Source organism: Caldithrix sp., assembly GCF_056497305.1.
Map to the genome: position 1 here is coordinate 1 of NZ_JBSMDE010000078.1, position 23868 is coordinate 23868.

A 23868-nucleotide genomic window follows, 5' to 3' on the forward strand; every position below is an offset into this window, starting at 1 on the left:
TAGAAATCAAATTTTACAAAGCAAAGATTTAAACTTCCCCTTCCCTTTTTTTAAAGGGAAGGGGGGCGGGGGATGGGTTTTAAAACAAAAGCTCGCCATAAATGCTTCGCCCTCACAAAGTCGCGGATTGAAGCACGAGTTACATTGCTCTTTCGAATGGTCTGCCAATGTAAGGGATTCTCAGAATGACATGTCGGCACGGTTCCTCACCGCCTGGGCATAAGTTGCCCCTTCGCAAATTAATTCGTAATTCGTCATTCGTAATTTTTAATTTAAAAATGCTTATCTGTGCGCTATGTGGTTACTTAAATTCCTGTGTAAATGTCTTTTGGTTGCGGTTTAGCTGCCTTAAGAAAGTGCTTCCCCCTTACGCCAGACCATGATTTCCCCACTCTGCACGTCGCTTCTGACCATTCCCCATTCAACAATTCAACCAACGAATCACTCTTTTCACCGGCCAAATCAGTGGCTCTTTAACTGAATGCCTTCTTAAAACAATAATGCATTAAACAACAATTTAAAACTGGCCTGGGTTGACGCCCGAAACTGAGGTTGAAAGCTCATCAGAACTAACTGCCCCTTGTTCTTTTTAATCCACAAGGCAGCGGCCTTTTTGTCCAGAAGTTCTGCTTTTTCCGCATATCCGCTGAGTAATATATCCCTTTCCGGGAAATAGGCAATCACACGCCGATCTATATCAAAACGGGGAATGCTGGTTTTAAAAACCGGGCGTCCACGGGAAAAAACGCCAATTTCAGGAGGCAACCCATAGGTTAACGGATGATCCGGCAATACGTTCATGCGCAACAGCGATCCGGGAACGTACAATCCCTTTTTTTGCAATTGGTCGCTGATATTGCGAATGGGCAATTGAAACGATTCCTTTTCTTTCTTGCTCTTCTCGATGGTCAACAATCCCATAAAGAGATCGGTCGAGCGTCCCCAGGAAATGATCTTGCCGCCACTGTTTAGAAATTTCAGAATTTTTTGAAAACCCTTTTTGCCCATACCTTTTGCATATTGAGGTGGCAGGCTGCTCATGTAATAGGTTTTACCTGACTTGTACTTACCCTCCAACAAAATATCCTTACTGGCATCCGGAAAAATCAGCACATCATATTTCCCGATAAATTGAGTTTTTTCCACTTGATTGGGATGAATAACCTTAAAGGGAATGCCATACTGGTCAAAAATGAAACGCGTCCAGCCCGCATCCATGTCGTGAAAATAGGTCTCCATCAAAGCGATGCGCGGTAATGTTATTTCTGACAGCATGCCGGGATCGATCTTTTCTTTAGTAAAAAATGGAGAAACGGTTAGCATATCTGCAATGCTCTGTTCGGCCCCGGCCGTCAGCACAAAACTGCCTGTCGGAATAGAATGGCCAGCCACTGTCAGGCGTTGTTTCAATCGCCATACGCGATGTCCCTTTTTTAGCGCCCAAAAGGCGGCTTTAAAACTTTCGTTATTGTTCACATTAAATACAGCGTACTTAAAGGATTCCGCCTTTGGGGCAAAGAATGAGAAAGAGGAGTCCAGTAAACTCAGGGAGTGTTCATCCAGTTGAACAAAGCGATCGATGGGCGTGTATTTCAGCCCGCGATGTAAGGGCAGGGACCAACTGGTAATGTCGTAGGGTTTAATAATCTGGCCTTCCGGAGTGTAATGGCGCAAGGGATAGACTTGCACTTCCAGTACTTCTTTAATGAACGGTCTGAACGGTTGGCTCAAAGGCACGATGATATCGCCTGCACGGCCCCGAACGTCTCCAAATTCCACATCTCTTTTTAACTGAAAAACCTGAATATTGTGTTCGTGTAACAAACGTACCAATCCCACCAGTTCAGAAAGGTCGTGTTGCTTTTGGGGAAAGAGAAAATAGTACGGCGCTTCGCTTCTGCCCCGCTGTACCTCTTTTTTACAAAGCGTATTGCGCATTTTAAGAATTTCGGCGCGATGCAGCGCGGCGGTTTTTAAAATGGATCGCGTTGATTCTATTTCGTAGCGCACAATATCACTCAGGCGCCACCATCCGCCTTCCCAGGGCAGACTCATGTTAATGCTCTTCTTGTATTCCGAAAGGCCTTTGCCATAAACGCTCAATTCGGTCGGTTCCACATAAACCGGAGTAGCATATTGACAGCTGGCGCATTCGGTTAGCAGGCTGATGCAGTTTTTCCAATCGCTGGTTTCTGTAGAACCTGGCCAGTAATCATCAAACAGATAGTGTTGCGTCACTCCGGCCAGTCCGGCTGCGGTCATGTCCTTTACCATGTTGGAGCCAAAAATCCAGCTCCAGTTCCAGATCGCAGCATCCACATTTTCTGCAATGGGATCGTGCATGGGCGGCACAAAATAGCGCGGCCCGCTGGCCCCCATCTGGTGTTTTTCTACCACAACCTGCGGCAACCAGGTTTTATTGTACAGGCGCGCAATAGCCCTGGTGTCCTTTTGAGATAGAATAACATAATCACGATTGTTATCATGCCCCACATATTTGTGGTAAACACCAGGCAAGGAAGAACCTTCGTATTTTGTGCCTTTAAAACGCCAGTAATGGTGCACAACCATATCCATCCCATCCGGATTCTGACTGGGCACCATCATGTAAACCACCTCTTTTAAAATTTTCAAATCCTGAGGATCCTTTGTTGTGGCAAACCGATAAACGATTAATGGCGCAGATTGAGAAGGCCCCACTTCTCCGGAATGCATGGAAAGCGTACCCAACACAAATACTCTTCCCTGTTCGATTAATTGCTGCTGCTCCGTTTCCTGTAACTTCCAGTTCAAGGCCAGCTGTTGATTGATCTTTTTTAAAGCGCCCAGGTGGGCCAGATTGTCAGGAGCGGAAATAAAGACAACCATGATTGGTTTATTAAAAGGTGTACGCCCCACTTCAACCATTTTAACCCGATCCGAATGGGCATCGACCCTTTTCAGATATTGAATCAACTGTTCGTAGTCGAACAACTGACGATCGGCCCCGGGATGAAAGCCAAAAAAGGCGTCCGGATCGGGAATGGATGCGGGCTGCGATAGCAGGTTGGCAATTTGAAAAAACAGCACCACAACTACAGTTACCAGACCATTCCATTTTTGTAAAACGCTCATAGCTCCTCCTTGCTCAGCTTTTCCTAATGCTAATTTCAGTTATTAAAAATACTTATTTAAGGTATTTTCTTTTTAAGGGCAATTTTTTTTCAAAAAAATGTCCCTCTTAAAAAAAAGTTACATCTAACCTCAATATTTAAATACTACCTTTTGGTAGTATTTTAGGAGTAATCTTAAAACGAGGTGTAAAATGAAACGTCATAACGCGTTAGAAACGCTCTCTTTTGAACACCATGATGCGCTGGTTGTTGCCTTGCGTATTAAAAAGGGACTCATGAAAAATGCTGAACTAAACACAATCCTTGAATATTGCCTTTCGATTTACAAAAAACATTTGCGCCACCACTTTAAACAGGAAGAAGAGAGTCTGGTCGAGCCCTTAAAAGCGCTTCCTGAAACCCAACCGGCTTTGCAACAAATGCTGGAAGAGCATCAACAGTTTGCCATAACGATCGATCAATTAGAAAAGCGTACAGGAGATTTAAAAGCTCTATTGAAGGAATTTGCTCAATTATTAGAAACTCATATTCGTTTTGAAGAGCGAACTCTCTTTCCACTGGCAGAAAAGCATCTATCTCGGGGGCAATTGCATAAGATCGAAGAATATTTGCATCAGGAACATCAACCTATTGACAAAGGCTGGCCCGAAGAATTCTGGAAGGATTAGAGATGATTCCAATGGCATTTGGAGTTAAACAGTACCACCATTTTACAAAGTTTCCAAAAGGAGCTGTACAGGAATTACAATACTTTAGTGCATTGAAAACTCAGAGCAGGCAGGTAAAAACAATTTTTAAGAGTTCTATTTCATGTTTACTTAATCTACTAACACAGGAGGATTTATGTCACTACTTGATCGCTTTATGAGTCGTAAGGGATTGTATGTCTCTTTCTGGTTTCTGGCCATCATCATGGTCACGGCCCTCATTTACTACACTGCCACTTTACAAAAAGAAGTGCCTCCCATCCCTAAAGTCGTTGCATCCGATTCCGGGGAAGTTTTGTACACTTACCAGGATGTCGTTGAAGGCAAGGGTTATTTTCAGCAATTTGATCTAATGGACTGGGGCACCTTACTGGGCATGGGCGCTTACATGGGGCCTGATTTTTCCACCGATTTTCTGCATAAACGCGCCGAACATCTGTACGATTATTACGCTTATCAAATGTACGGTAAAGCGGCCAAAGATTTAACGGACATTGAGCGCGGTGCCGTCAAAGAACGGGTTAAGCAGGATTTTCATAAAGAGACCACCTTAAACAGTGAAACGGTTGTTTACAGCAGCGCATCGACAGAGGCCTATAAAAAAAATGTGCAGTACCTGGTCAATCTGCTGGTGAATGGCGACAAACAACGGGCCTTCCCCGGAGGTGTCATTAAACCCGAAGAAGCGCGCAAGATCGCTGCTTTTGTCGACTGGTCGCAGCTGGTGGCTTCCTCTTTAAGACCCGGCACGGATCGCACCTGGTCGAATAACTGGCCACCTGAACCACTGGTTGACCAGGGCAACACCTGGGTGAACAATTTCTATTCTTTGTGGGAATTCCTGTTGCTCTGGGCCTTAACCATTCTGGTCATCTTTTTAAGTTATGAGTATCTGTTCAAAAAAGAAGAAGGGGAGTTAGGCGAACCTCTCAAAATTACCAGCATTTTCCCTTCACAAAAAAAGCTGCTCAAATACGTTCCCATTGTTGCCGGACTCTTTCTTGTTCAGTTGATTATTGGCGGTTATCTGGCCCATTTGTACACAGAACCAGGCAAAGATTTTATTATTTCGCAACATATTCTGCCATTCAATGTGTTGCGTTCGATTCATACCCAGCTGGCTATTTTGTGGGTAGCTGTGGGCTGGTTGGTTGGCGGCTTACTCATCGCGCCCTGGGTGGCTAACAAGGATCACAAATTCCCCTGGCTGGTAGATGTGCTGTGGATCGCACTGGTCGTCGTGGCTGTGGGCGGTATTGTTGGCCTTTACATGGGAGCCACCGGCCAGATGCGCGATCTCTGGTTCTGGTTCGGTAATGAAGGGCGAGAACTGATAAACCTGGGTAGAGTCTGGGATATTGGCCTGGTAGTCGGATTGGTTTTCTGGTTCTTGCTAATCATCTCGTTGATTAAGAAAGCGGCCACCAGCAACCCTCTGGTGAGCACCATCATCTGGTCGGCCTTTGCCATTGCCACGCTGTACATCGCTGGTATGATGCCTTTGCACAAAATCATGCCCAACTTTACGGTCGATGATTATTACCGCTGGTGGGTCATTCATCTTTGGGTAGAGATGACCTTTGAATTGTTTGCAGCCGGTGTTCTGGCCTTCTTTACAGTGAGTCTCGGATTGGTTTCGCACAAAATGGCCGTGCGCACCATGTTTTTCGAAATGCTCCTGATTGCCATGAGCGGCACCCTGGGCGTCGGTCACCATTACTGGTGGCAGGGGCTGGATCAATACTGGATTGCCATCGGGGGTATCTTTTCGGCACTGGAACCTTTGCCTTTAGGCCTGCTGATGATCGAAGCCTGGAAGCAACAAAAAGAATTGCAACATTCCGAAGTCGGCTTTGCCTTTAATACAGTCTTTATGTGGCTGGCCGGTTCGGCCTTTTTAAACTGGCTGGGCGCCGGGTTCTTTGGCATGGTTATTAATACACCGACCATCGATTACTACGCACATGGAACCTATCTGATTATGCCACACGGTCATGTGGCTTTATTAGGCGCATTTGGTTACCTTTCCATTGCCTTTATTTACATGACTGCCAGAACCAATGCTCTGGCCAACCATCTGGAATGGAGAGATAAGCTCAGTAAATGGGGATTCTGGCTCTTAACCATTGGGGTTATCCTTTTCTCTATCCCCACATTGATCATCGGATTTCATCAGGCAGAAATCGCACAAAACCTGGGTTATTATTACACTCGCCTGCGTGAGGCGGTTGAGCCGCTCAAACCCTGGATGTGGTTACGCTTGATCCCTGATTTGATGATGATCCTGGGCGGTGCCCTGGTGTTAATCGATCTGATTCAAAAAATTTACTTTAACAAAAAGGTGTCCTGACCAGCAAAAAGGCTGGGGGAATCGTTCCCCCACCCTTTTTTTAAGCCTTTTATTTTATTATATTAATTATTGTTAAATTTGCTTAACAAGGAGTTAATTATGAATGTTCTGCTAAATTGGCAACAGGCTGCAGCGAGCTTCAGTTCCAAAGGTAAACGGATAAAGGGGCTGGAAAAGTTAATCCAGTCTTCTGAAAAAACAGAAACAACCGGCATCGGAGATCATGATTTATTCATGGAATTGATTCGTCCATTCCCCCGGCATGAGATTGATGCCCGTCGCTTGACAGGCTTCTTTTTACCGACCATAATGGCCAGCGCTAAGGCCCTGACTAAAAACAAGGTATTGATTATCAAACAACGTTTTGAACCGCTCCCTCTTTACGCCTTATTGAGCAAAATGGGCTTTGTGCATAGTACCAAAAAAATTAGCAACGACTTATTTGTGGTTTATTTTGTCCGCAAAAAAGAAATCGAAACGCTGGCCATGAGGCATCAACTCTCTCCTGATCTGCTCTACATGCATTTTAAAACCATAGATGTACGTCAGGCGCAGAACACGGCTTTGCAAGCCATTTTACGCCAGGTTCAAACGTTACCCCAGGAGATGGGTTTAAAGATCATTCAGAGTTTTGAACCAGTGCCCCTTTATGGTGTGCTTGAAAATCAGGGGCTGGAGCATTTTACCTTCCAGGTCAGCGACCACGAATTTCACGTCTATTTTACCAGGAAGCATCAACCAGAGAGCCTGGAAGGTTCGGCGCCGGAGCAACCTTCGGTTCCCATGATAAACAAGACGCAGCGCATTCCCGTTGTAATCCAATCTGCGACACCGGTTGTTTACCCCCTGCTTTTACGCCTCTTACAATCCAAACAAATCAAAAAACATTTTGACGTACAGGAAGTGAAAGTTTGGCGCGAAACAGAAAAGCATCTGGGCTGGATCGTAAACGGTAAAGCCGATATCTCTTTCTCAGCCATCATCGCTTCTGCCAATTTGCTGGGCAAAGAGAACGACGTAAAGTTAGCCACGGTCAATGTATGGGATAACTTTTATCTGGTTACCCGAGGTTTTAAAGCGCAAACATTTTCAGATTTAAAAGACAAGGCCATCTACATGCCTCTGTTTCGCAAGGCGCCTCCGGCTCAGGTAACCAACTATTTAATGCGTCAGTTTGGAGAAAATCCGGCCCTATACAATTTCGTTTTTGGTCAACCTTTTGGTAGGCCAGAAGAGATCGCCCAGAAATTAATTGAAGGTGAGATCGACACCGCTCTTATCCGTGAACCCGAAGTCAGCTATGCCCTGCAAGCATCCCCGGAAATCACTGTTTCATTTTCTTATTCGCAATTGTGGAAACAATTAAAGGGTCGGGGACACGGCCTGCCCAACGCCGGACTGGTGTTTAAAGGCGCGTTTTTAAGGACACATCCCCAATTGGTTCAATTATTTTTAAAGGAACTGGAGCTTTCTGTTCAATGGGTTGTGCAAAACCCTGACTCTGCGGCTCAAATGTCGTATCAAGCCATGGGCCGGACGCTGTCCGAGGTTCAGCTCTTTCTACAAAGGGTTCACTTCGAAAACCTTCCAGCTATTCGGGTAAAAGAAGAGATCAAAGATTATTTGCAGATTCTGGGGCAAAACGGAGCAGACAAAATAATGCAAAAAGCAGATGAATTGTTTGTAGAGGATGCGTATTTTGACCTGTAAAATTTTACATTAAGTTACTACGGAAAAAGGAAGGCTTTTCACTCTTTAATTTTTAGCAGTGCAAAGCTTACATCTTTTTTGCCCGGCTTAATTTGTTGATCTAAAAGTAAAACGAATTGTTGAAAGTCAAATCCGCTTTTTTCCAGAACCGGTAGAAATATCTCCTGCACCTGATTGATCTCTGCTGGTTTGGAACTGTTCTGGTACCAGGCGATCCACTGTCCGCTTTCCACAGGAGCCTGGATGGCAGTAATGAAGTTCTTTAGTTCAGATTCTATCTCAATTAATTGGCCGGTAAGAGGCTTGCTTGAGCCATTGTCCAAAATGACCAGCGGTGCGCGTTGATGTAATCCGTAAAAAAAGAGCTGGCTTTCAGCAAGATTAAGAACCGAGATGGCAAAGGTAAAGTGCGCCTGATAGATATCCGGAGAAAATTTCTCAAGCAATTTCAAAAATAAACGACTTAATGTAGGTTCATCTAAAGAATGCTCAAAAGAAGATGACAGAAAAAAGCCTTCTAAAAATTTTGAGATCAACTGTTTAACAATTAGAGTCGGATAATCTTTATTAAAACCATTAAAATGCAGTACTGCCAACCTATCTTTTGAACTAAAAACTGGCACAGCATTTCGCGTAATGGGCTGGATAGCGCTCCTGACCAGCGAGAAAAATTCATAGATAGATTCTTTTAAGTGCCAGAATTGCCCATCAATTTTCTGCAGATAGGTGGTGAGATTTTCTTCCAGCGGTGAAACTCTGGACTTAAGTTTTTCGATTTCCTCCTGCAATTGCTGATTTTTACGTTTTAAACTAATAATGGCTTTGCGCGAACTTAAATGTGTCCTGACCCGGGCGCTGATTTCCAGCGGATTAAAAGGTTTGGTCAGATAGTCCACCGCCCCCAAAGCCAGACCTTTTGCCTTATCTCCAACCTCGTTTCGGGCCGAAAGGAAAATGACCGGGATGAACCGCGTTTGTTCATCTTCCTGCAGTTTTTTACACACCTCATAGCCATCCATGTCCGGCATCATAACATCCAGCAAAATCAGGTCTGGTAACACAGAGTGCGTTAATTCCAGGGCTTCTTTACCGGAAGAAGCCGTGTAAATTTCATAATCCGAATTGATTAAAGCGCTGGAAAGCAGTTTTAGATTGATCGGATTGTCATCGACCGCTAAAATTTTGTACTTCTCTACCATATCTTTCATGCATTTTAATGAACTGCTTTTAATTATCGGAAACAGCCGCCCATTATTGAGTTTTTTTTAATCTCGTTTTAAACACTGCAATTCACTATTATTTTGGGCTTCCTTGGAAAGAACAATCAATATGGGATTAAGACAGCAAAGCCGCCACCAAAAAACTTCTTTATAAAATGACAGGCCGGTGCCTCAGAACCCTTTAACTCTTAAACTCATAAACTCTCAACTATACTCCTCCAACAGCAAAAGTCATTTCACAAATTAGCCCTCCCCCCCCCTCGATCCCCCTCTCCCAGAACAAAAATCTGGAGAGAGGGGGAAGGCAGGTGTGGGAAATTTTCTTAATTGTCTGGCAGCTCCAGCCGGTTGGAGCGCAGCGGAAATCCTGTTTTCGGGGACAGGCCTGTCTGGCAGCACCAGCCTGACAGGCCCGTCTGGCAGCATCAGCCTGACAGGCCCGTCTGGCCAGCCGGACAGGCCATTCAACAATTCAACGGTTTTACTTCCTCACACAACACAAAAATTTTCGCATTCCGACATAGCGGGATGGATCTTTTGAAGAAAATACTCTAAAGCCCACACTGCTTGTCATTTCAGCCGATGTTCCAACTACGTCAGGACAGAATGGAGAAATCTTTATCAGAAATAAGGGCGAAGCATTTTCATAAAGTTATTTTCCATTCAATTAAGACAACTTTTTTGTGTACGAGTTAAAATTACTTTTGTGTTAACTTTATGAAAAATGCTTCGCCTAACCAAAATCTCGAGTTAAAGCACGAGTTACATTTGAAGCGGGATTCTAAATGACTTGTGGTCAACTTTTTGGACACAACTTGGCGTTTCAAATTCGTAATGGAAAATGTATTTCTGGAAAAGATTTAGTTTTTCAGCGATTTTGTATTAATCTTTTGCTGTAACAGCCGACCAATAAAAATGAAATGTTAAAATAGATTTTAGGGAAAAAATATGCGCATTCTGATAGCGGAAGATGTCCAATTAATGCAAAAACTACTGAGCCGCTTACTTGAACCTTATGGTGAAATTACCATAGCACAGAATGGAAGGGAAGCTTTTTCCAGATTTCAGGAATCTATTCATACAAAAAAATATTACGACTTAATTTGTCTTGACATCAATCTACCAGAGATTAATGGCCTTGAAGTTTTGAAAAATATCAGGGCTGGAGAAAAACTAAACCGCATTCCTTTGAAAAACCGGGCAAAGGTTGTCATGGTCAGTTCAACTAATGATTCCGACGTCGTATTAAGAGCCATTAAACTGGGCTGCAATGGATATATTGTCAAACCATTCAGTAAGGAAAAAATCGTTAAAGAATTAAAAAAGCTCGGATTTACGGAAAAGAGCGTCGAAACTAAAAACCAGCCGGGTTAATTGGCCAAGACCTAAGGCAGCAGAGACGCAACCTTTAAAAAACCGTAAAAGGCGCAAATAAGTAAATTTAAATAAAAATTACGAATTACGAATTATTTTGCATAGGGACAAGTTGTTCTCCGGCGGTGAAGGCCTTTGCCGGCATGTCATTCTGATCCCGCTTCAGCGGGAGAAGAATCCCTCCAATTCGCAGGCGCAACGTAACTCGTGCTTCAGTTCGCGACTTTTATAAGGACGAAATGACAATCAGTGAGGCTTCGTGCCGAGCGTCATTCCAAATCCCGATCCTCGGGGACAGGCCCGTCTGGCTGGCGCAGCTTGACAGGTCTGGCCACCGGACAGGTTTATCCGGCCGAAGGATGGGCCATTCAACAATTCAACAGTTTTACTTCCTCACACAACACAAAAATTTTCGCACGCTATTGCATTACATCTTCTGATGGAAATATTCTAAGGGGCCAAACCTGTATGACACTCTGTACAAAGTAATTCTTTCCAGTCTTCGCCAATATCTTCGGGATGCCTGAATTGTAATGATTTCCCAAGAGTGGCTACTTCAAAATCCTGCTCTGTACCCTGTGCATTGATCAAATGACATTGTTGACAGTCTTTAGAAATTACGTTCCCTTCAGCGCTTACATGGCGGTCGTTATGGCAGCGAAAACACCCATCAAATTCCAGATGACCAATGTTATTAGGATAGGCTGACCAGTTTACTTTCATTTCCGGGAAGATATTCCGTGAAAAATATTTTTGAATGCCATTTACAGCCTTTAAAACCAAACTGGAATCGGTTTCATACAATTCCGGATAATTCTCTGCGTAATAGGCTTTAATGGAACTGTCGATGTAAGCAAATGCGGTTTGCATATTCGGTAAGTCCTTGGCCTGGTCGCAAACATCAACGGCCTGCGCCTTTATTTCCGGAAGAGTGACAGGAATATCGCCAGCCGCTAAAGCATCGTTAATAAAGAGAGCGGGCGGATTGTACTGGTGAGAAGGGCGATTATGGCAATCCATGCAATCCATGGTTCTGATTTCGTATTGATCTAAATGCCCCTGATCGATCTCATTTTCGGGGTCCTGAAACACCACGGTTTTGCCAGTGGTTAAATTTCTGTACCTGACCCAGGGAATAACCTGGCGCGCACTGTCAATGGCGATGTATTCCACTCTAACATTGGGATTAATGTGCCAGTGGATTCCCTCTCTAAGTCCCAGGGCAGAATGTTCCGCGCCAATGCGCATGGTTAAAACAATTTTCCATCTGGTATTCTCTTCGTCTGGCAAATAATGGTATTCCGTTCGTAGTTTGTACTCATAAAATTTTTGTGGCCAATGGCACCTTTCACAGGTTTCACGGGCCGGACGCAGATTGTGGATAGGGGTAGGAATAGGTCGCGGATAAAGATTGAACGTCACGGAATACACCTGATACAATCCCGATAACTTGGAACGCACATACCAGTCTGCGCCTTCTCCCACATGACATTCTACACAGGCCACGCGGGCATGGGGAGAATGCTGATAGGCCGTGTACTCGGGCTCCATTACCTGATGGCAAAGTTTACCACAAAACTCAACGGATTCTGTTAAGGTAAATGCCTCATAACTGCCAATACCGGACAAAAGAATAAAAATGGCCGTTCCCCAAATAAAGATCATTAATGCGTTTCTATGAGCCCTTTCATTCAAATCGATAACCGGCCAGGCCTTTTCACGCTTGACTTTCTTTTTATGCGTGATGAACATGCCAATAGGAATAAGAATTAACCCTAAAATTAGTAGCCCTGGAAGCAAAATGAAGGTTATCAGTCCTAAATACGTACCCCCGCTACCTGTTATCGAAGAGATAAAAAAGAGAAATACAATTAAAAAGAAGGAAGTAAAGGCTATCATTGCGCCGATCAACGACAGCCAGTTCTTGGCCGATTGTGGAACTTCTAATTTCACGTTTCCCTCTCTACTAAAGGTAAACTGCATTACTTTTTAATAGATTATTATTACTTAGTTTAAAAAAAATAAAGCAAACTCTCAAATAAAATTTTCTCAAATTATTCGCCCTTTCAAACGAACAATAGACCATCTGGTCGAATTTTTCATCATTTTTTTGGATTTCTACCATTTGGCATGTATTTTGTGTTCCTCAAATCGTCTAATTGGAAAGGTTGAACGGAACGGAAAAAATGAAAAAATTTAGTCTGTTTTTTATTTCATTATTGGTCATCTCTAATCAGAGCCTGGCTCAACTTTCTTATGTCTCGCAATTTTCACTCTATTACACAGACAATCTCTATCGTTCACCGCAAAAAACAGAGGATGCTATTTCATCACTAAATGTTGATTTGACCTATGAGAGCGCGAACTGGCCACTCAGTTTTGGATTTTACTCCGAATATGATCGATATTTTGAACATCCTGATCAAAATTTCTGGCTTGGCTCTGTGCGGTTTGAATATTTTCCCTTTCTGAAACAGGATCAATCCTGGCAGTTTTACAGTGCATTAAACCTGCTGGGTCGTTTTAACCGAAGCCAATACGATCTTTATGATTATCAGGATTATCAGTTAAAATTCGCTTTGCAGTACGAGGGCCAATCGGTTTTAAATCAAATAGCCTATCACTATCAGCTAAAACATTTCAACCATTTCAGCGCTCTTTCCAATGTCACGCACCATTTGAACTGGCGCTACAATACCGCTTTTAAAACGCGTACCTCGGTGATCGCCAATGTGGGTTTTGCCTCCCGAACTTATCAAAGTCAGAACAATATTATCGTTGTTCGGGACACGGTTGGCAATACTAGCGGAAGATGGTGGGGCCATAATCATCGGCCTCCGCGAATCATTACACGTCAAATCACTGTAAAAGGTAATCCGACGACCTTTAATCAGCTCACACTGTCTGTTAGATTGGCTCAAAATGTTTTTCCAGGGCTGGGCTTGTTTATTCAGTATCTAAAAAGTTTTGATCTTTCTTCCAGTGGAACGTTTCAAAACTATGGGACCTATCTGGCCGATGACGAACTCTTTGACGATCCTTTGAGCTATTTGAGCAATGAATGGATGTCTCAAATCACCTGGATTTTCGCCCAAAATTGGCAGGTAAAACTGAACACACGAATGAATCAAAAACAGTATTTAAAAGAACAAGCCTATTTAACGGCCATCGAGGCATCACCTTTGGGCCCTGCACGGCGAGATAAAAAATTGGATTTAACTTTGAACCTGAGCAAAGTTCTTCAAATTAAGGAAAACCTAACCTTAAATATGGAGGCTGAACTTTATTACATCCGCAACCAATCCAACAGCTATTGGTATGAATATCAGAATCTGATTGGCGGATTGAATTTACAAATCGTTTATTAAAGAGGACATAGCCATGGCAGATTTTACTATTTTGCTGATCGATGATGAACCCGCACAGTTGACTTCGCTTAAAACCTTCCTGAAACGTAGAAATTACCAGGTTTTTACAGCCAATTCCGGCTTAGAGGGTTTAAAGATTCTGCAAAATACGCCCATCGATTTAGTGCTCACCGATTATCGCATGCCCGACATCTCCGGGCTGGAAGTAGTGCGGAAGACCAGAGAGATCAATCCGGAAATTACGGTTGTGGTCATTACCGCTTACAGTCAAATTGAAGAAGCAGTACAGGTAATGAAGGAAGGCGCCTTCGACTATCTCTCCAAACCCATCGATCTGGATGCCCTGGAAGTCTTGATCAAAAAAGCCCGGGAACGGCAATATCTTATTTCTGAAAACAAGATTTTACGGGAACAATTAAAAGAGCGCTACCGTTTTGACACCATTATCTCACAAAGCGGCGCCATGGAAGATGTGTTAAACACTGCCGGAAGAGTGGCCAAAAGCAAAGCCACCGTTTTAATCAGAGGGGAAAGCGGAACTGGTAAGGAATTGATTGCCCGGGCCATTCATTTTGCCAGCCAGCGCGCTGACAAGCCTCTGGTGATTGTTAATTGCGCTGCCCTCTCCCCCAACCTTTTAGAAAGCGAATTATTTGGCCACGAAAAGGGCGCTTTTACCGGGGCAATCCATCAACGTCTGGGACGCTTTGAACTGGCCGATGGCGGAACCCTCTTCATTGATGAAGTGGGTGATTTGCCGCTGCAAACTCAGGTCAAGTTGTTGCGCGCTCTCCAATTTGGAGAATTCGAGCGCGTAGGCGACAACAAAACCATCAAAGTCGATGTGCGCGTCATTGCGGCTACCAACCGCAATCTGGAGGAACTTATTCAGAAAGGTGAATTTAGAGAGGATTTGTATTACCGTCTCAATGTGGTAACCATTCACATCCCCCCACTGCGCGAACGGAAGAGCGACATTCCGGTTTTAATTCGCCATTTTATCGACAAGTACGCCCGCGAAAATCAGAAAAATATCACAGGCATTTCCAAAGAGGCGCAGGAATACCTGATGCGCTATCATTTTCCAGGTAATGTGCGGGAACTGGAAAACATCATTGAGCGTGCGGTGGTTCTTGCCAGAGATGAAATGATCACAACGGATGACTTACCGCCAGGCCTGGAACTGCAGCACGAACGTTCCATCCTAAATCCATTGGACTTTTCCCATCCTTACGAAGAAAAGATGGCTGCTTTTGAACGGACGATGATCGAACATGCATTAAAATTAAAGCACGGAAACCAGAGTCGGGCGGCCAAATTGTTGGGCATTTCGGAGCGACATCTGCGTTCACGCATGCAGCGCTTAAATATCATTAACACCATGCGCAATAGTTAAATGGTATTCGGCCTTTTTTTAAAGAAAGCCAGGGCAGCAAAAGCTCCTTAATCCAATTACGAATTCTTTATTGAAACGTCGAGTTGGCCTGAGAGGTAAAGGTCCATGCCCGCCTGTCCTGTCTCCATTAAACCACACATAAGCACAGCGTAATTCGAGCTTCAGCTCGAGATTTTGATAGGGGTGAAGCATTTTTGGTAAAGTTAACACAAGAGTAATTTTAACTCGTACACAAGGAGATTGCGCTAATTGAAACCACCTTTATTAAAATGCTTCGCCCTTACACCTGATAAAGATCTCTCCACTCTACACGTCGCTTTCTCTCCGCGTATCGGTTGAAATGACAATCACAACGTGTCATTTCGATTGTCAATTTATCGGGGGTAGAGGCCATTACTTAGCAAGTAAAAAATAAAACCTAATCTTCGACACATTACCTCTCTAATCATAGCATTAAGATTTTTGTACACTGAAAGCAGTAAGTCTCATTTTTTCAAATAGGGCTTCAGGCTGTTAACCAGATGTTTAAATTGTCGTTCATCCAGAGCCTGAGGCCCGTCGCTCAAAGCCGTAGAAGGATTAAAGTGAACCTCGACCATCAAACCGTCGGCCCCGGCCGCGGCTGCTGCCAGTGAGAGCGGCTTCACCAGTTTGCTAACGCCACTGGCATGGCTGGGATCGACAATCACCGGTAGATGGGTTAGCTCCTTTAAAAGGGGAATGGCGCTGATGTCCAGGGTATTTCTGGTCGCCGTTTCAAAGGTGCGGATGCCCCGTTCGCACAGAATTACGTTTGGATTGCCCTGAGCCAGGATATATTCTGCAGAGAATAAAAATTCCTTGATGGTGGCCATCATGCCCCGTTTTAACAAGACTGGTTTGTTCAACTTTCCTACTTCGCGCAAAAGCACAAAATTTTGCATGTTGCGCGCACCAATTTGCAATACATCCACATACCTGGCCATTAACTCAACAGTCTCTACCGAAAGGACTTCGCTGACCGTGGGCATGCCAAACATTTCACTGGCTTCCTTGAGCAATTTGAGCCCTTCTTCACCCAATCCTTGAAAACTGTAGGGGCTGGTTCGCGGTTTAAAGGCGCCTCCCCGTAAAAGGTGCGCACCGTGTTCATGGACTATCTTTGCCGTTTCAATCATCTGATGCCGTCCCTCCACACTACACGGTCCGGCAATCAAGATGAAATTTCCTTCGCCGATCGCATGTTCCCCAACCTGAATTATCGTTGGTTCGGATTTGTACTCTCGACTGTAAAGCGGTCCGGAGACTTTCTTTTTGCCGGCTTTGCGCTTACGGGGTTCGAGTTCACTGGCTTCAAATTTGGGATAGGAGCCACACACATAGAGGAATCCGGTTAAATCGCGAATTTCTTCCAGGGCCAGCGTAATATGTTCATCATTGGAATGGCCATCAATATCCACAAAAAAGTGATATTTCCAGGGTTCCGTTTTATGAGGTCGCGAAGAGAGTTGTGTCATATTAACCTTGTACTTCTCAAAAACGCCCAGACAGCGGTACAGCATGCCCGGCTGATCCAGAGTATCGAAAACGATCGTCGTTTTGCAGGGCATGTACTGCTCCTGTTCCATCTGAATGGGCTCTGCAGAGAGCAGTACAAACCGCGTTTGATTGTGCGGGTAATCTTCAATGTTATCCTGTAACACCTTCAGGCCGTATATTTTTGCAGCATCTGAACTGGCAATGGCTGCCGTATGGAGCAGTTTTTTTTCCGCAATCATTTTTACGCTACCTGCAGTGTCGTAAGTGGGTAGCACATCACAATTACTGAATTTGCGCAAGAAGACCTCGCATTGCGAAATGGCAGCCGGATGAGAATAGATTTTTTTGATGCTTTTCAGCGTAGCCTGAGGATGGGCAATCAGGGCATGATGGATGGGAATTACAATTTCGCGCACAATGGTCAGCTTATTTTCCAGTAATAGATCATAGGTATGGATGATATTGCCCACAATCGAATTCTCAATGGGCAGCAACCCATAATCTATTTTATTTTTTTTAAGCGCATCAACCACTTCGTACGAAGTACGAAAGGGTACCTTCTCTATTTCCTGCCCTTCGTAAAGGACGTCCAGAGCCCGGTCGCTATAGGCCCCCTTCTCTCCCTGATAACCAATTTTAATGCTGGTATTCTCCAAAACACCTCCGATGCTACATTTTTGAATGGTTCAGCAAAACGCCAATTTTTACGCTTTGTAGAACGACTTACTTTTAGCAAAGAAGATAACAAAAAAACCCCGTTTTGCCAACGGGGTTTTGTAAAAAATATTAATTTTTTGGAAAATTATTAAGCCACGCCTGATATTTCCTTTTCTTCAAACTCAGCTTTCATCTCAGCAATGGCTTCTTCCATGGCCGGCTCCAGTTCTAAATCATCGAGCCAGATGGCCTGATCGTCAAATTTGGCGTAAAAGGGTTTATTAATTAGTTGCGGATTGCGACTTTGAATAAATTTCAAAACAAAGCGTTTGGTTTCGCCCTGCCCCACAATACCATCAACCAGAATTTTCCCTGGCCAGGCAGACATGGATGGACCGCGTACCGTTTTGGCCAATCCGGAAACTTCAGAATAGGCTTCGGTAAACAGCTGATAAGCTCCGGCAATTGGTACGGAAAAATAGTGCTGAGCGCCAGTGTCTCGTTCAATAAACATGTAATAGGGAATCATGCCCATCTGCACCTGTTTTTTCCACATATCACGCCAGACCTCCGCAGAATCGTTAATACCGCGAATTAAGGGCGCCTGTGTTCTGATCTGGACGCCTGCCTTTAAAAGCCGACGTACGGCATTTTGAACCTTTTCTGTCTGCAACTCCTTCCAGTGGCTAAAGTGGGCCATTAAGGCAATATTTTTGCCCTGGCCGATCATTCTTTCAAAATAGCTTAATAACTCATCGCCTTCGCTGCCTAAGAACCTTTGCGGATAGTAGGCCAGAGCTTTGGTGCCAATTCGGACACTCTGCACGTGTTCCAATTCCGGTTCCAGCAATACATCAAAATATCTGAACAATGTGCTGTTTGACATCCACATAGGATCCCCACCGGTGAACAGAACATCAGTAACTTCTTTATGCAAAGCAAGATAGTCAAACAGATCGCGCTGCTCTTTGGTTTTAAATTTATGTTCTCCCGAATTCACAAACTGGGCCCAGCGAAAACAGTAAGTACAATAGGCGTGGCAGCTTTGTCCCTGGGCAGGAAAGACCAGAACCGTCTCTTTATATTTGTGCTGTAATCCACCAAGTAAACGATCACCAATTCGGGGGATGTTATGAACCTGACCATCCGGATGCGGATTCAACTTTTCGCGGATGGTCTGTACGGCCATCTTTTCTTCCGTAAATGTTCTGGCAGCCCGCAGCATTTCCCAATGTTTCGGTAAAAGCATCTCCTTTTGAGGAAAGGTCAAGCGGTAGATAGGATCTTCTTCCCTGTTTGCCCAATCAATTAATTCATCTAAGACATATCGACTGACCTTGAAGGGGAAGACCTTGGTCAGTAATCGTAATTCATCCAGTTCACGGGAGGAAAGGCGGCGGGCGTATTCAGAATTTAAAAATTTCGAAATCGAAAAGAACATGAGGGTTCCTCCTTTCAAAATTAAAAGTTAATAATTTAGTAAAGGTAACGGGCCCTGGTATTGTGGGATTGTGAATCCGGTTGGGATCACAAAAAAGATTTTAAATTTAAGGCCCCAATTTCGAGCATTAAAATATACAAAATTAATTATATCCTCGCAAATTTTTAAAACATATTCTTATTTCTTTATTTATCGGCGTTTTTAAGCCATATGTTTAAATAAAATAAGACAAAAATTAAAATTTTTATTCTTTTTAATTTATTTTTTTACTTTTTTTTATTGTAAATTCTACAATAGGCCTTAATTATCGTTATTTTTCGATTACTTGGCTAACTGAAATATTAAAAATACAGGTAAAAAAGGAGGGCCAGGGGACTAAAAAACTTACGAAATATTAGGACAAACTTTCTGTGGTTGTATTCCCTCTCTTAAAACCATAAACTGATTCCGGCCGTAGCCGCATAATATTGCAGCTTTAAAACTTCATATTTTAAAATCCTCTTTTCGCCTGCTTCCAAATAGATGCCAAATCCGGCATCCAATTTAAAATCCAGACCTGCTCTTATAGTCATGTACTGATTTTTCCACTGATCCCTGGCAAAATAATTGGATGTTTCTGAACCATTTTTATCAAAAAAACTGTATTGGTAGAGACCAATGCCGTAAAGTGAAAAGCGTCCGATCACCGGGCTTTGTAATTTAACTCCAATTCCAATCGTATTAATAAATACTTTGTCCATTGATCGCATAAATTGTAGATGCTGATATTCATAATTCAGAACAACATTAAAATAGGGGTAACTGCCCAGGTAAATATCCAAGTCCATTTTAGGACTCTTTTTAAAATCATAAAAGCCTTTTTCCGAGGGATTTTTTTCGATACTTCGGCTATAGCCTACGCGTATCCGGCTTTTGGGCATGGAACGTATTTTTGCTTTTTCCTTTTCACGTTGTTTTTGCTCTTTTTGCTGTTTCACTTCCTGCCTGTACAATTGTTTGGCCTGTTGTGCATTTTGGTGGATACTTTGTAAACGCTGCAAAACAGCGCGTTCAGAAAAGTCCCCATCAACAAAGGCAACAATCATTCCGGTGCGTATTTTAACAGGTTTTTCGGGTAAGCTAATTCTGCTTTCTGTGGTAAATACTTCCGCAATTTCGGATTCCGCAATGACTCCGCCGTCTTCTTCGGATTTGAACAAGATTTTCTGACCTTTACGGATTTGATCATTGCCGCCTTTGTTAATCATAATTTCAGTTTCAGAAACGCGGGAAACCAGCGCCTTCTTTTCCCAGCGATTCAAGGCCTGAGCCAATAGTGCTTTTACGCCATCCTTTACATCCTCAGGAACACATTCTAAATTCTTTTCATAAACAATCTTATTTTGCGGATACTCAATGATGGACAAATTGAGTAATCGCAGTTGCCCCTCCATGGGTTGATTAAACGAGAATCGGAATTCAAAATAAGGATCGCTAATAGGCCTTTCGATCACATAAAATTTTCCGCTCTCCAGCAGAATTTGTCTGCAGATTAATTGGAGGGCGCGTACAGATGAAGAAACGGCATTGCCCGTGAAGTCGGCCAGATAGGCTGGTAACAACTGAATTTTTTTGTTCTCAAAATATTTGCTGAACACAACTCTATCGCCAGGGGTTATCCTGTCGTTGAGATAGATTATTTCAGCCTGAGCTTCCTGGCCATCAAAGCGCATCAATCGAACACGACCGTAGCCATATTTAAGGTTGTTTACCAGAACAAATTCATCCCCAACCAGCCATCCGGCCAGTGGTGGAGCCTTGATCAGAACCGTATGATCCGGGTTCTGGCTAAGCACTTTTCCCTCTTTTACAACAAATGGCATTAAATCACGCATTACCAGATTTACCAACTTCTGTAAATCCTGCGTAATATTTATCTTGTGAGAAGTGGTCTTCTCAATCAGACCATTGTGTAAATTGATCCATTCCACATAAAAATGGACGTCACTCTTCTGGAGATCAATACGTCCTGTTACTACGTAATCTACCGGGGTCAACTTCCCCAGCTTAATGGCCTGTTCGGTATTGCGCACATCATTTATCGTTAAAATAAGCCGTTCTGTTTGAATAATTCGCTTCCAGGCCTCCTGACTAAAGAGCCGGATTCTATCCGTAGCGCTCAAGCTGGAACAGAAATAGGAATACAATCTCTGGTTTAAGGAAGGAGACTGATTCCCCCGCATCTCGAAAGGATAGACATAAACAACGGGTAAATCCTGAGCTATTATGTTACCAACAAGAAGTAAACCGAACACAAGAATCATAATCTTGAATTTCATATTACACCCACTTTTTTAAGTATTAAGAAATAATCCAGGATGCCCACAGAGCACTCTGCATTGGTTAAAATTCCGAAACCTCTCCAAAATGGCCATATCTCTGCATTTCGCTATTCGTTCTGAATCAGGCATGCAATTGACTTTTACAGTTAAAGGTCTTTCTAAGATAAAAAAGAAATAAAACAAATTCAAACCATTGCATGCTCAATGAATGTAACATAAATTGCTAACTCCTGTCAGATTTGCTAAATTTTAAATATGAAAAGCAGAGAGCCATCTTATCTGGCCCTGTACCGTTCAGGGGAATTGGCCGAACGCCTTAAAGCGCTTAGGGCTCTTCTGGAGCGATGTACCGTTTGCCCCAGAAATTGCGCTGTCAACCGCCTGCAGGATGAACAGGGCTTTTGTTTAACAGGACGCGATGCCTATGTCATTTCCATTTGTGATCACCATGGCGAAGAGCCGGTACTTTCCGGATTCAGAGGATCAGGAACTGTCTTTTTTGGAGGTTGCAATTTACGTTGTGTTTTCTGCCAGAATTACCAGATCAGTCAACGGCCACACTATTTTAAACAGTTTCGGATGTCAAGCGATGCCCTGGCGCAACAGCTCATCGATTTACAAAACCGGATTGGCGTGCACAACATTAATTTTGTTTCGCCTTCCCATGTGGTTCCCCAGATGGTGGAGGCCATTTTCAATGCCATTCCTTTAGGACTAAAAATCCCCATTGTTTACAATTCCAATGGCTATGATGCGCTTGAAGTACTCAAATTACTGGAAGGCATTGTAGATATTTATTTACCGGATTTTAAATATTTTTCTGATGATTTGGCCTGGAAGTATTCCCGATGTAAAGATTATGTGGAGGTGACAAAACAAGCCTTAAAGGAAATGTACCGACAGGTGGGAGATTTAGAAGTCAATGCCAACGGTATCGCCGTTAAGGGACTGATCATCCGCCATCTGATTCTGCCGAACGAACAGGCGGACAGCGAACAGGTGCTGGAATGGATTGCCCGAGAACTCTCCCCCAGGGTGGCGGTCAGTCTGATGGCTCAATACTATCCTGTACACAGGGCGGCAAACTACCCCCTGATCTCAAGAACAATTCGTTACAACGAATATTTACAGGCTTTAAACAAAATGCAGTCCCTTGGGCTCCATTCAGGATTTGCGCAACAGATGGACGCACCTGAACATTACTTGCCTGATTTTGAAAAAGATGGGCATCCCTTTGAATAAAAGACTTAGTGATTTTCCTGATCGCTTAGCTTTTGCAAAAGGAGCTGAGCAATTCGTTTTTTTAGTTGTTCCTGGTCAGGAATAATCGAACTAAATTCAACCCGGCCCTCGATGCAAAGCGATGGGATACTACGCACGCCTAATTTTTTCATGTAGGCTAAACCTGCCCTGGTAGAAATTTTATGTTCGATTACTTTAACTTTTCCACCAAAGTCAGCGGCTGCTTTTGTCGCAGCTTGCACCATATACTGGCAAGGAGCACAGGTAGCGGAATCCAGAGTAATGACTTCAATCAATACAAAAGGATTATTCGGATAGTCCGGTAACTCCACAGGAATTTCTTTTAACCGGTTAGAACGTTGTAATTGTTTGAAAATTTCACGCTGATAGGGATTATGGACTATTTCGGCCACAGCTTTTAAATTTTCCGGGGGACAATTAAAGGGAATGTCACAGCCTGGCGAGAGGATAAAACCCTGTTGCCCTCCTGTTTCTAAACATTCGAGGGCGTGGGATTTACAATTTTCCACAGAACCGAACAAAAGGACAGAAGTTAATTTGAGATTACCGCCAAATGCTTTTTTGTATTTTTGAGAAAGATCACGGCACCAGGCCAATGAAATATTCTCATCAATCGAAACATAATCACTATTTGTCTGGAACATCAGCTCCAGGTTTCGGCTGGCATCGCCGCAAACGAAAAAAGAAGAATAATGATGATGTTGTCGAATTGCATTGGAAATTGTATTTACCTCTTCAAACACAAACTGCTGAAAGTGTTCAGAAGAGATTTGACTGCTCATCGGATCGACCAATGCAATGATATCTGCTCCGTTTTCCATGTAAAAACAGGCGGTTTCTGTGGCAATCCGCGTTGTGAAGTCCATTATTTCTTTGACCTCAGAAGGAGCCAGCATCAATTTTAAAAACAGATCATTACCCATCAGGTGCATGGCGAGGGTAAAAGGTCCCGTAACCAGGCCATAAAGGGCTAAATCCTGTCCATATTGTTTTTTTAACTGTTGGGCTACCTTTTTAACCAGTGGGAATCTGCCTTTATTCAAATCAAATGGCGGCAAGGAAGCAATGGATTTTTCAAGCAAAGGATGGCTGGTTACTGAAGGAGGCATCTGGTCAGCCCAATGTAACTGGCAACCTAACACTTCTGCCTCGAGTTGTAAATCGAACATAATTGGTAAACCATCAGGCAAATAAAGTTCATATGCCTTTTGTAAGCCTGAGAGAATAGCTCCGGCGTTTTGCAAATAATCTTTAGCCGAAAGGCCAATAAGTCGGGCGCCATGAACACCCACAAATGGTACCCATGGTACGCGTTCACTTTTTTCAAGCCGAAATGCCTGTAAAAGTAATGGTAATCCTTTCATTGACTCCCCTATAATCAATCCTCTAAGGAATATTCAAGGATGCACCCACCAATAAAATGGACGTAG

The 23868-nt window shown here is 43.4% G+C and carries 14 protein-coding genes; 7 read left to right on the plus strand and 7 right to left on the minus strand.

Features of this window, described 5'->3' with window-relative positions:
* Positions 1–489: 489 nt before the first annotated feature.
* Entirely contained in the window at positions 490–3114 is a 2625-nt protein-coding gene (locus ACWB0I_RS06680) for a M14 family metallopeptidase (protein ID WP_479387273.1), read from the minus strand.
* A 190-nt stretch (positions 3115–3304) separates the two neighbouring features.
* Between ACWB0I_RS06680 and ACWB0I_RS06685 the strand changes: the two genes are divergently transcribed.
* From ACWB0I_RS06685 to ACWB0I_RS06695, 3 genes are all read left to right on the plus strand, one after another.
* Positions 3305–3781: a hemerythrin domain-containing protein gene (locus tag ACWB0I_RS06685; RefSeq protein ID WP_479387274.1), complete on the plus strand. Its 477-nt coding sequence runs from the start codon at positions 3305–3307 to the stop codon at positions 3779–3781.
* 175 nt (positions 3782–3956) lie between these two features.
* Positions 3957–6170, plus strand: a complete 2214-nt coding sequence (locus ACWB0I_RS06690) for a nitric-oxide reductase large subunit (protein WP_479387275.1) — start codon at positions 3957–3959, stop codon at positions 6168–6170.
* Positions 6171–6269: 99 nt separating this feature from the next.
* Positions 6270–7880 carry a DUF2249 domain-containing protein gene (locus tag ACWB0I_RS06695; protein ID WP_479387276.1) on the plus strand — a complete coding sequence of 537 codons (1611 nt, stop codon included), beginning with the start codon at positions 6270–6272 and terminating at the stop codon, positions 7878–7880.
* A 38-nt stretch (positions 7881–7918) separates the two neighbouring features.
* On the opposite strand, the gene ACWB0I_RS06700 is transcribed toward ACWB0I_RS06695, so the two are convergent.
* Positions 7919–9088, minus strand: a complete 1170-nt coding sequence (locus ACWB0I_RS06700; RefSeq protein ID WP_479387277.1) for a response regulator — start codon at positions 9086–9088, stop codon at positions 7919–7921.
* A 960-nt stretch (positions 9089–10048) separates the two neighbouring features.
* Between ACWB0I_RS06700 and ACWB0I_RS06705 the strand changes: the two genes are divergently transcribed.
* Positions 10049–10474: a response regulator gene (locus tag ACWB0I_RS06705; protein ID WP_479387278.1), complete on the plus strand. Its 426-nt coding sequence runs from the start codon at positions 10049–10051 to the stop codon at positions 10472–10474.
* A gap of 450 nt (positions 10475–10924) precedes the next feature.
* On the opposite strand, the gene ACWB0I_RS06710 is transcribed toward ACWB0I_RS06705, so the two are convergent.
* Positions 10925–12427, minus strand: a complete 1503-nt coding sequence (locus tag ACWB0I_RS06710; RefSeq protein ID WP_479387279.1) for a cytochrome c3 family protein — start codon at positions 12425–12427, stop codon at positions 10925–10927.
* 233 nt (positions 12428–12660) lie between these two features.
* On the opposite strand from ACWB0I_RS06710, the gene ACWB0I_RS06715 reads away from it, so the two are divergent.
* Both ACWB0I_RS06715 and ACWB0I_RS06720 read left to right on the plus strand, forming a co-directional pair.
* Complete coding sequence (locus ACWB0I_RS06715; RefSeq protein ID WP_479387280.1) at positions 12661–13842, plus strand: hypothetical protein; 1182 nt, start codon at positions 12661–12663, stop codon at positions 13840–13842.
* A 13-nt stretch (positions 13843–13855) separates the two neighbouring features.
* Positions 13856–15238 carry a sigma-54-dependent transcriptional regulator gene (locus tag ACWB0I_RS06720; protein ID WP_479387281.1) on the plus strand — a complete coding sequence of 461 codons (1383 nt, stop codon included), beginning with the start codon at positions 13856–13858 and terminating at the stop codon, positions 15236–15238.
* Between the two features lie 485 nt (positions 15239–15723).
* On the opposite strand, the gene aroF is transcribed toward ACWB0I_RS06720, so the two are convergent.
* The 3 genes from aroF to ACWB0I_RS06735 all read right to left on the minus strand — a co-directional run bounded on the left by aroF (position 15724) and on the right by ACWB0I_RS06735 (position 21172).
* Positions 15724–17412 (minus strand): 3-deoxy-7-phosphoheptulonate synthase, encoded by a 1689-nt coding sequence (gene aroF, locus ACWB0I_RS06725; protein ID WP_479387282.1) that lies wholly within the window; start codon positions 17410–17412, stop codon positions 15724–15726.
* 149 nt (positions 17413–17561) lie between these two features.
* On the minus strand, positions 17562–18854 hold the full coding sequence (locus tag ACWB0I_RS06730; RefSeq protein WP_479387283.1) for a KamA family radical SAM protein: 1293 nt from the start codon (positions 18852–18854) through the stop codon (positions 17562–17564).
* A 428-nt stretch (positions 18855–19282) separates the two neighbouring features.
* Positions 19283–21172: a hypothetical protein gene (locus ACWB0I_RS06735; RefSeq protein WP_479387284.1), complete on the minus strand. Its 1890-nt coding sequence runs from the start codon at positions 21170–21172 to the stop codon at positions 19283–19285.
* Positions 21173–21430: 258 nt separating this feature from the next.
* Here ACWB0I_RS06735 and ACWB0I_RS06740 point away from each other — a divergent pair, with 258 nt between their 5' ends.
* Complete coding sequence (locus ACWB0I_RS06740; RefSeq protein WP_479387285.1) at positions 21431–22417, plus strand: radical SAM protein; 987 nt, start codon at positions 21431–21433, stop codon at positions 22415–22417.
* A gap of 5 nt (positions 22418–22422) precedes the next feature.
* On the opposite strand, the gene ACWB0I_RS06745 is transcribed toward ACWB0I_RS06740, so the two are convergent.
* On the minus strand, positions 22423–23802 hold the full coding sequence (locus tag ACWB0I_RS06745; protein WP_479387286.1) for a uroporphyrinogen decarboxylase family protein: 1380 nt from the start codon (positions 23800–23802) through the stop codon (positions 22423–22425).
* Positions 23803–23868: the final 66 nt, after the last annotated feature.

Coding starts and splice junctions, on each gene's coding strand:
- ACWB0I_RS06680 (WP_479387273.1), bottom strand. CDS start 3,114: ATGAGCGTTTTACAAAAATGGAATGGTCTGGTAACTGTAGTTGTGGTG.
- ACWB0I_RS06685 (WP_479387274.1), top strand. CDS start 3,305: ATGAAACGTCATAACGCGTTAGAAACGCTCTCTTTTGAACACCATGAT.
- ACWB0I_RS06690 (WP_479387275.1), top strand. CDS start 3,957: ATGTCACTACTTGATCGCTTTATGAGTCGTAAGGGATTGTATGTCTCT.
- ACWB0I_RS06695 (WP_479387276.1), top strand. CDS start 6,270: ATGAATGTTCTGCTAAATTGGCAACAGGCTGCAGCGAGCTTCAGTTCC.
- ACWB0I_RS06700 (WP_479387277.1), bottom strand. CDS start 9,088: ATGAAAGATATGGTAGAGAAGTACAAAATTTTAGCGGTCGATGACAAT.
- ACWB0I_RS06705 (WP_479387278.1), top strand. CDS start 10,049: ATGCGCATTCTGATAGCGGAAGATGTCCAATTAATGCAAAAACTACTG.
- ACWB0I_RS06715 (WP_479387280.1), top strand. CDS start 12,661: ATGAAAAAATTTAGTCTGTTTTTTATTTCATTATTGGTCATCTCTAAT.
- ACWB0I_RS06720 (WP_479387281.1), top strand. CDS start 13,856: ATGGCAGATTTTACTATTTTGCTGATCGATGATGAACCCGCACAGTTG.
- ACWB0I_RS06730 (WP_479387283.1), bottom strand. CDS start 18,854: ATGTTCTTTTCGATTTCGAAATTTTTAAATTCTGAATACGCCCGCCGC.
- ACWB0I_RS06735 (WP_479387284.1), bottom strand. CDS start 21,172: ATGAAATTCAAGATTATGATTCTTGTGTTCGGTTTACTTCTTGTTGGT.
- ACWB0I_RS06740 (WP_479387285.1), top strand. CDS start 21,431: ATGAAAAGCAGAGAGCCATCTTATCTGGCCCTGTACCGTTCAGGGGAA.
- ACWB0I_RS06745 (WP_479387286.1), bottom strand. CDS start 23,802: ATGAAAGGATTACCATTACTTTTACAGGCATTTCGGCTTGAAAAAAGT.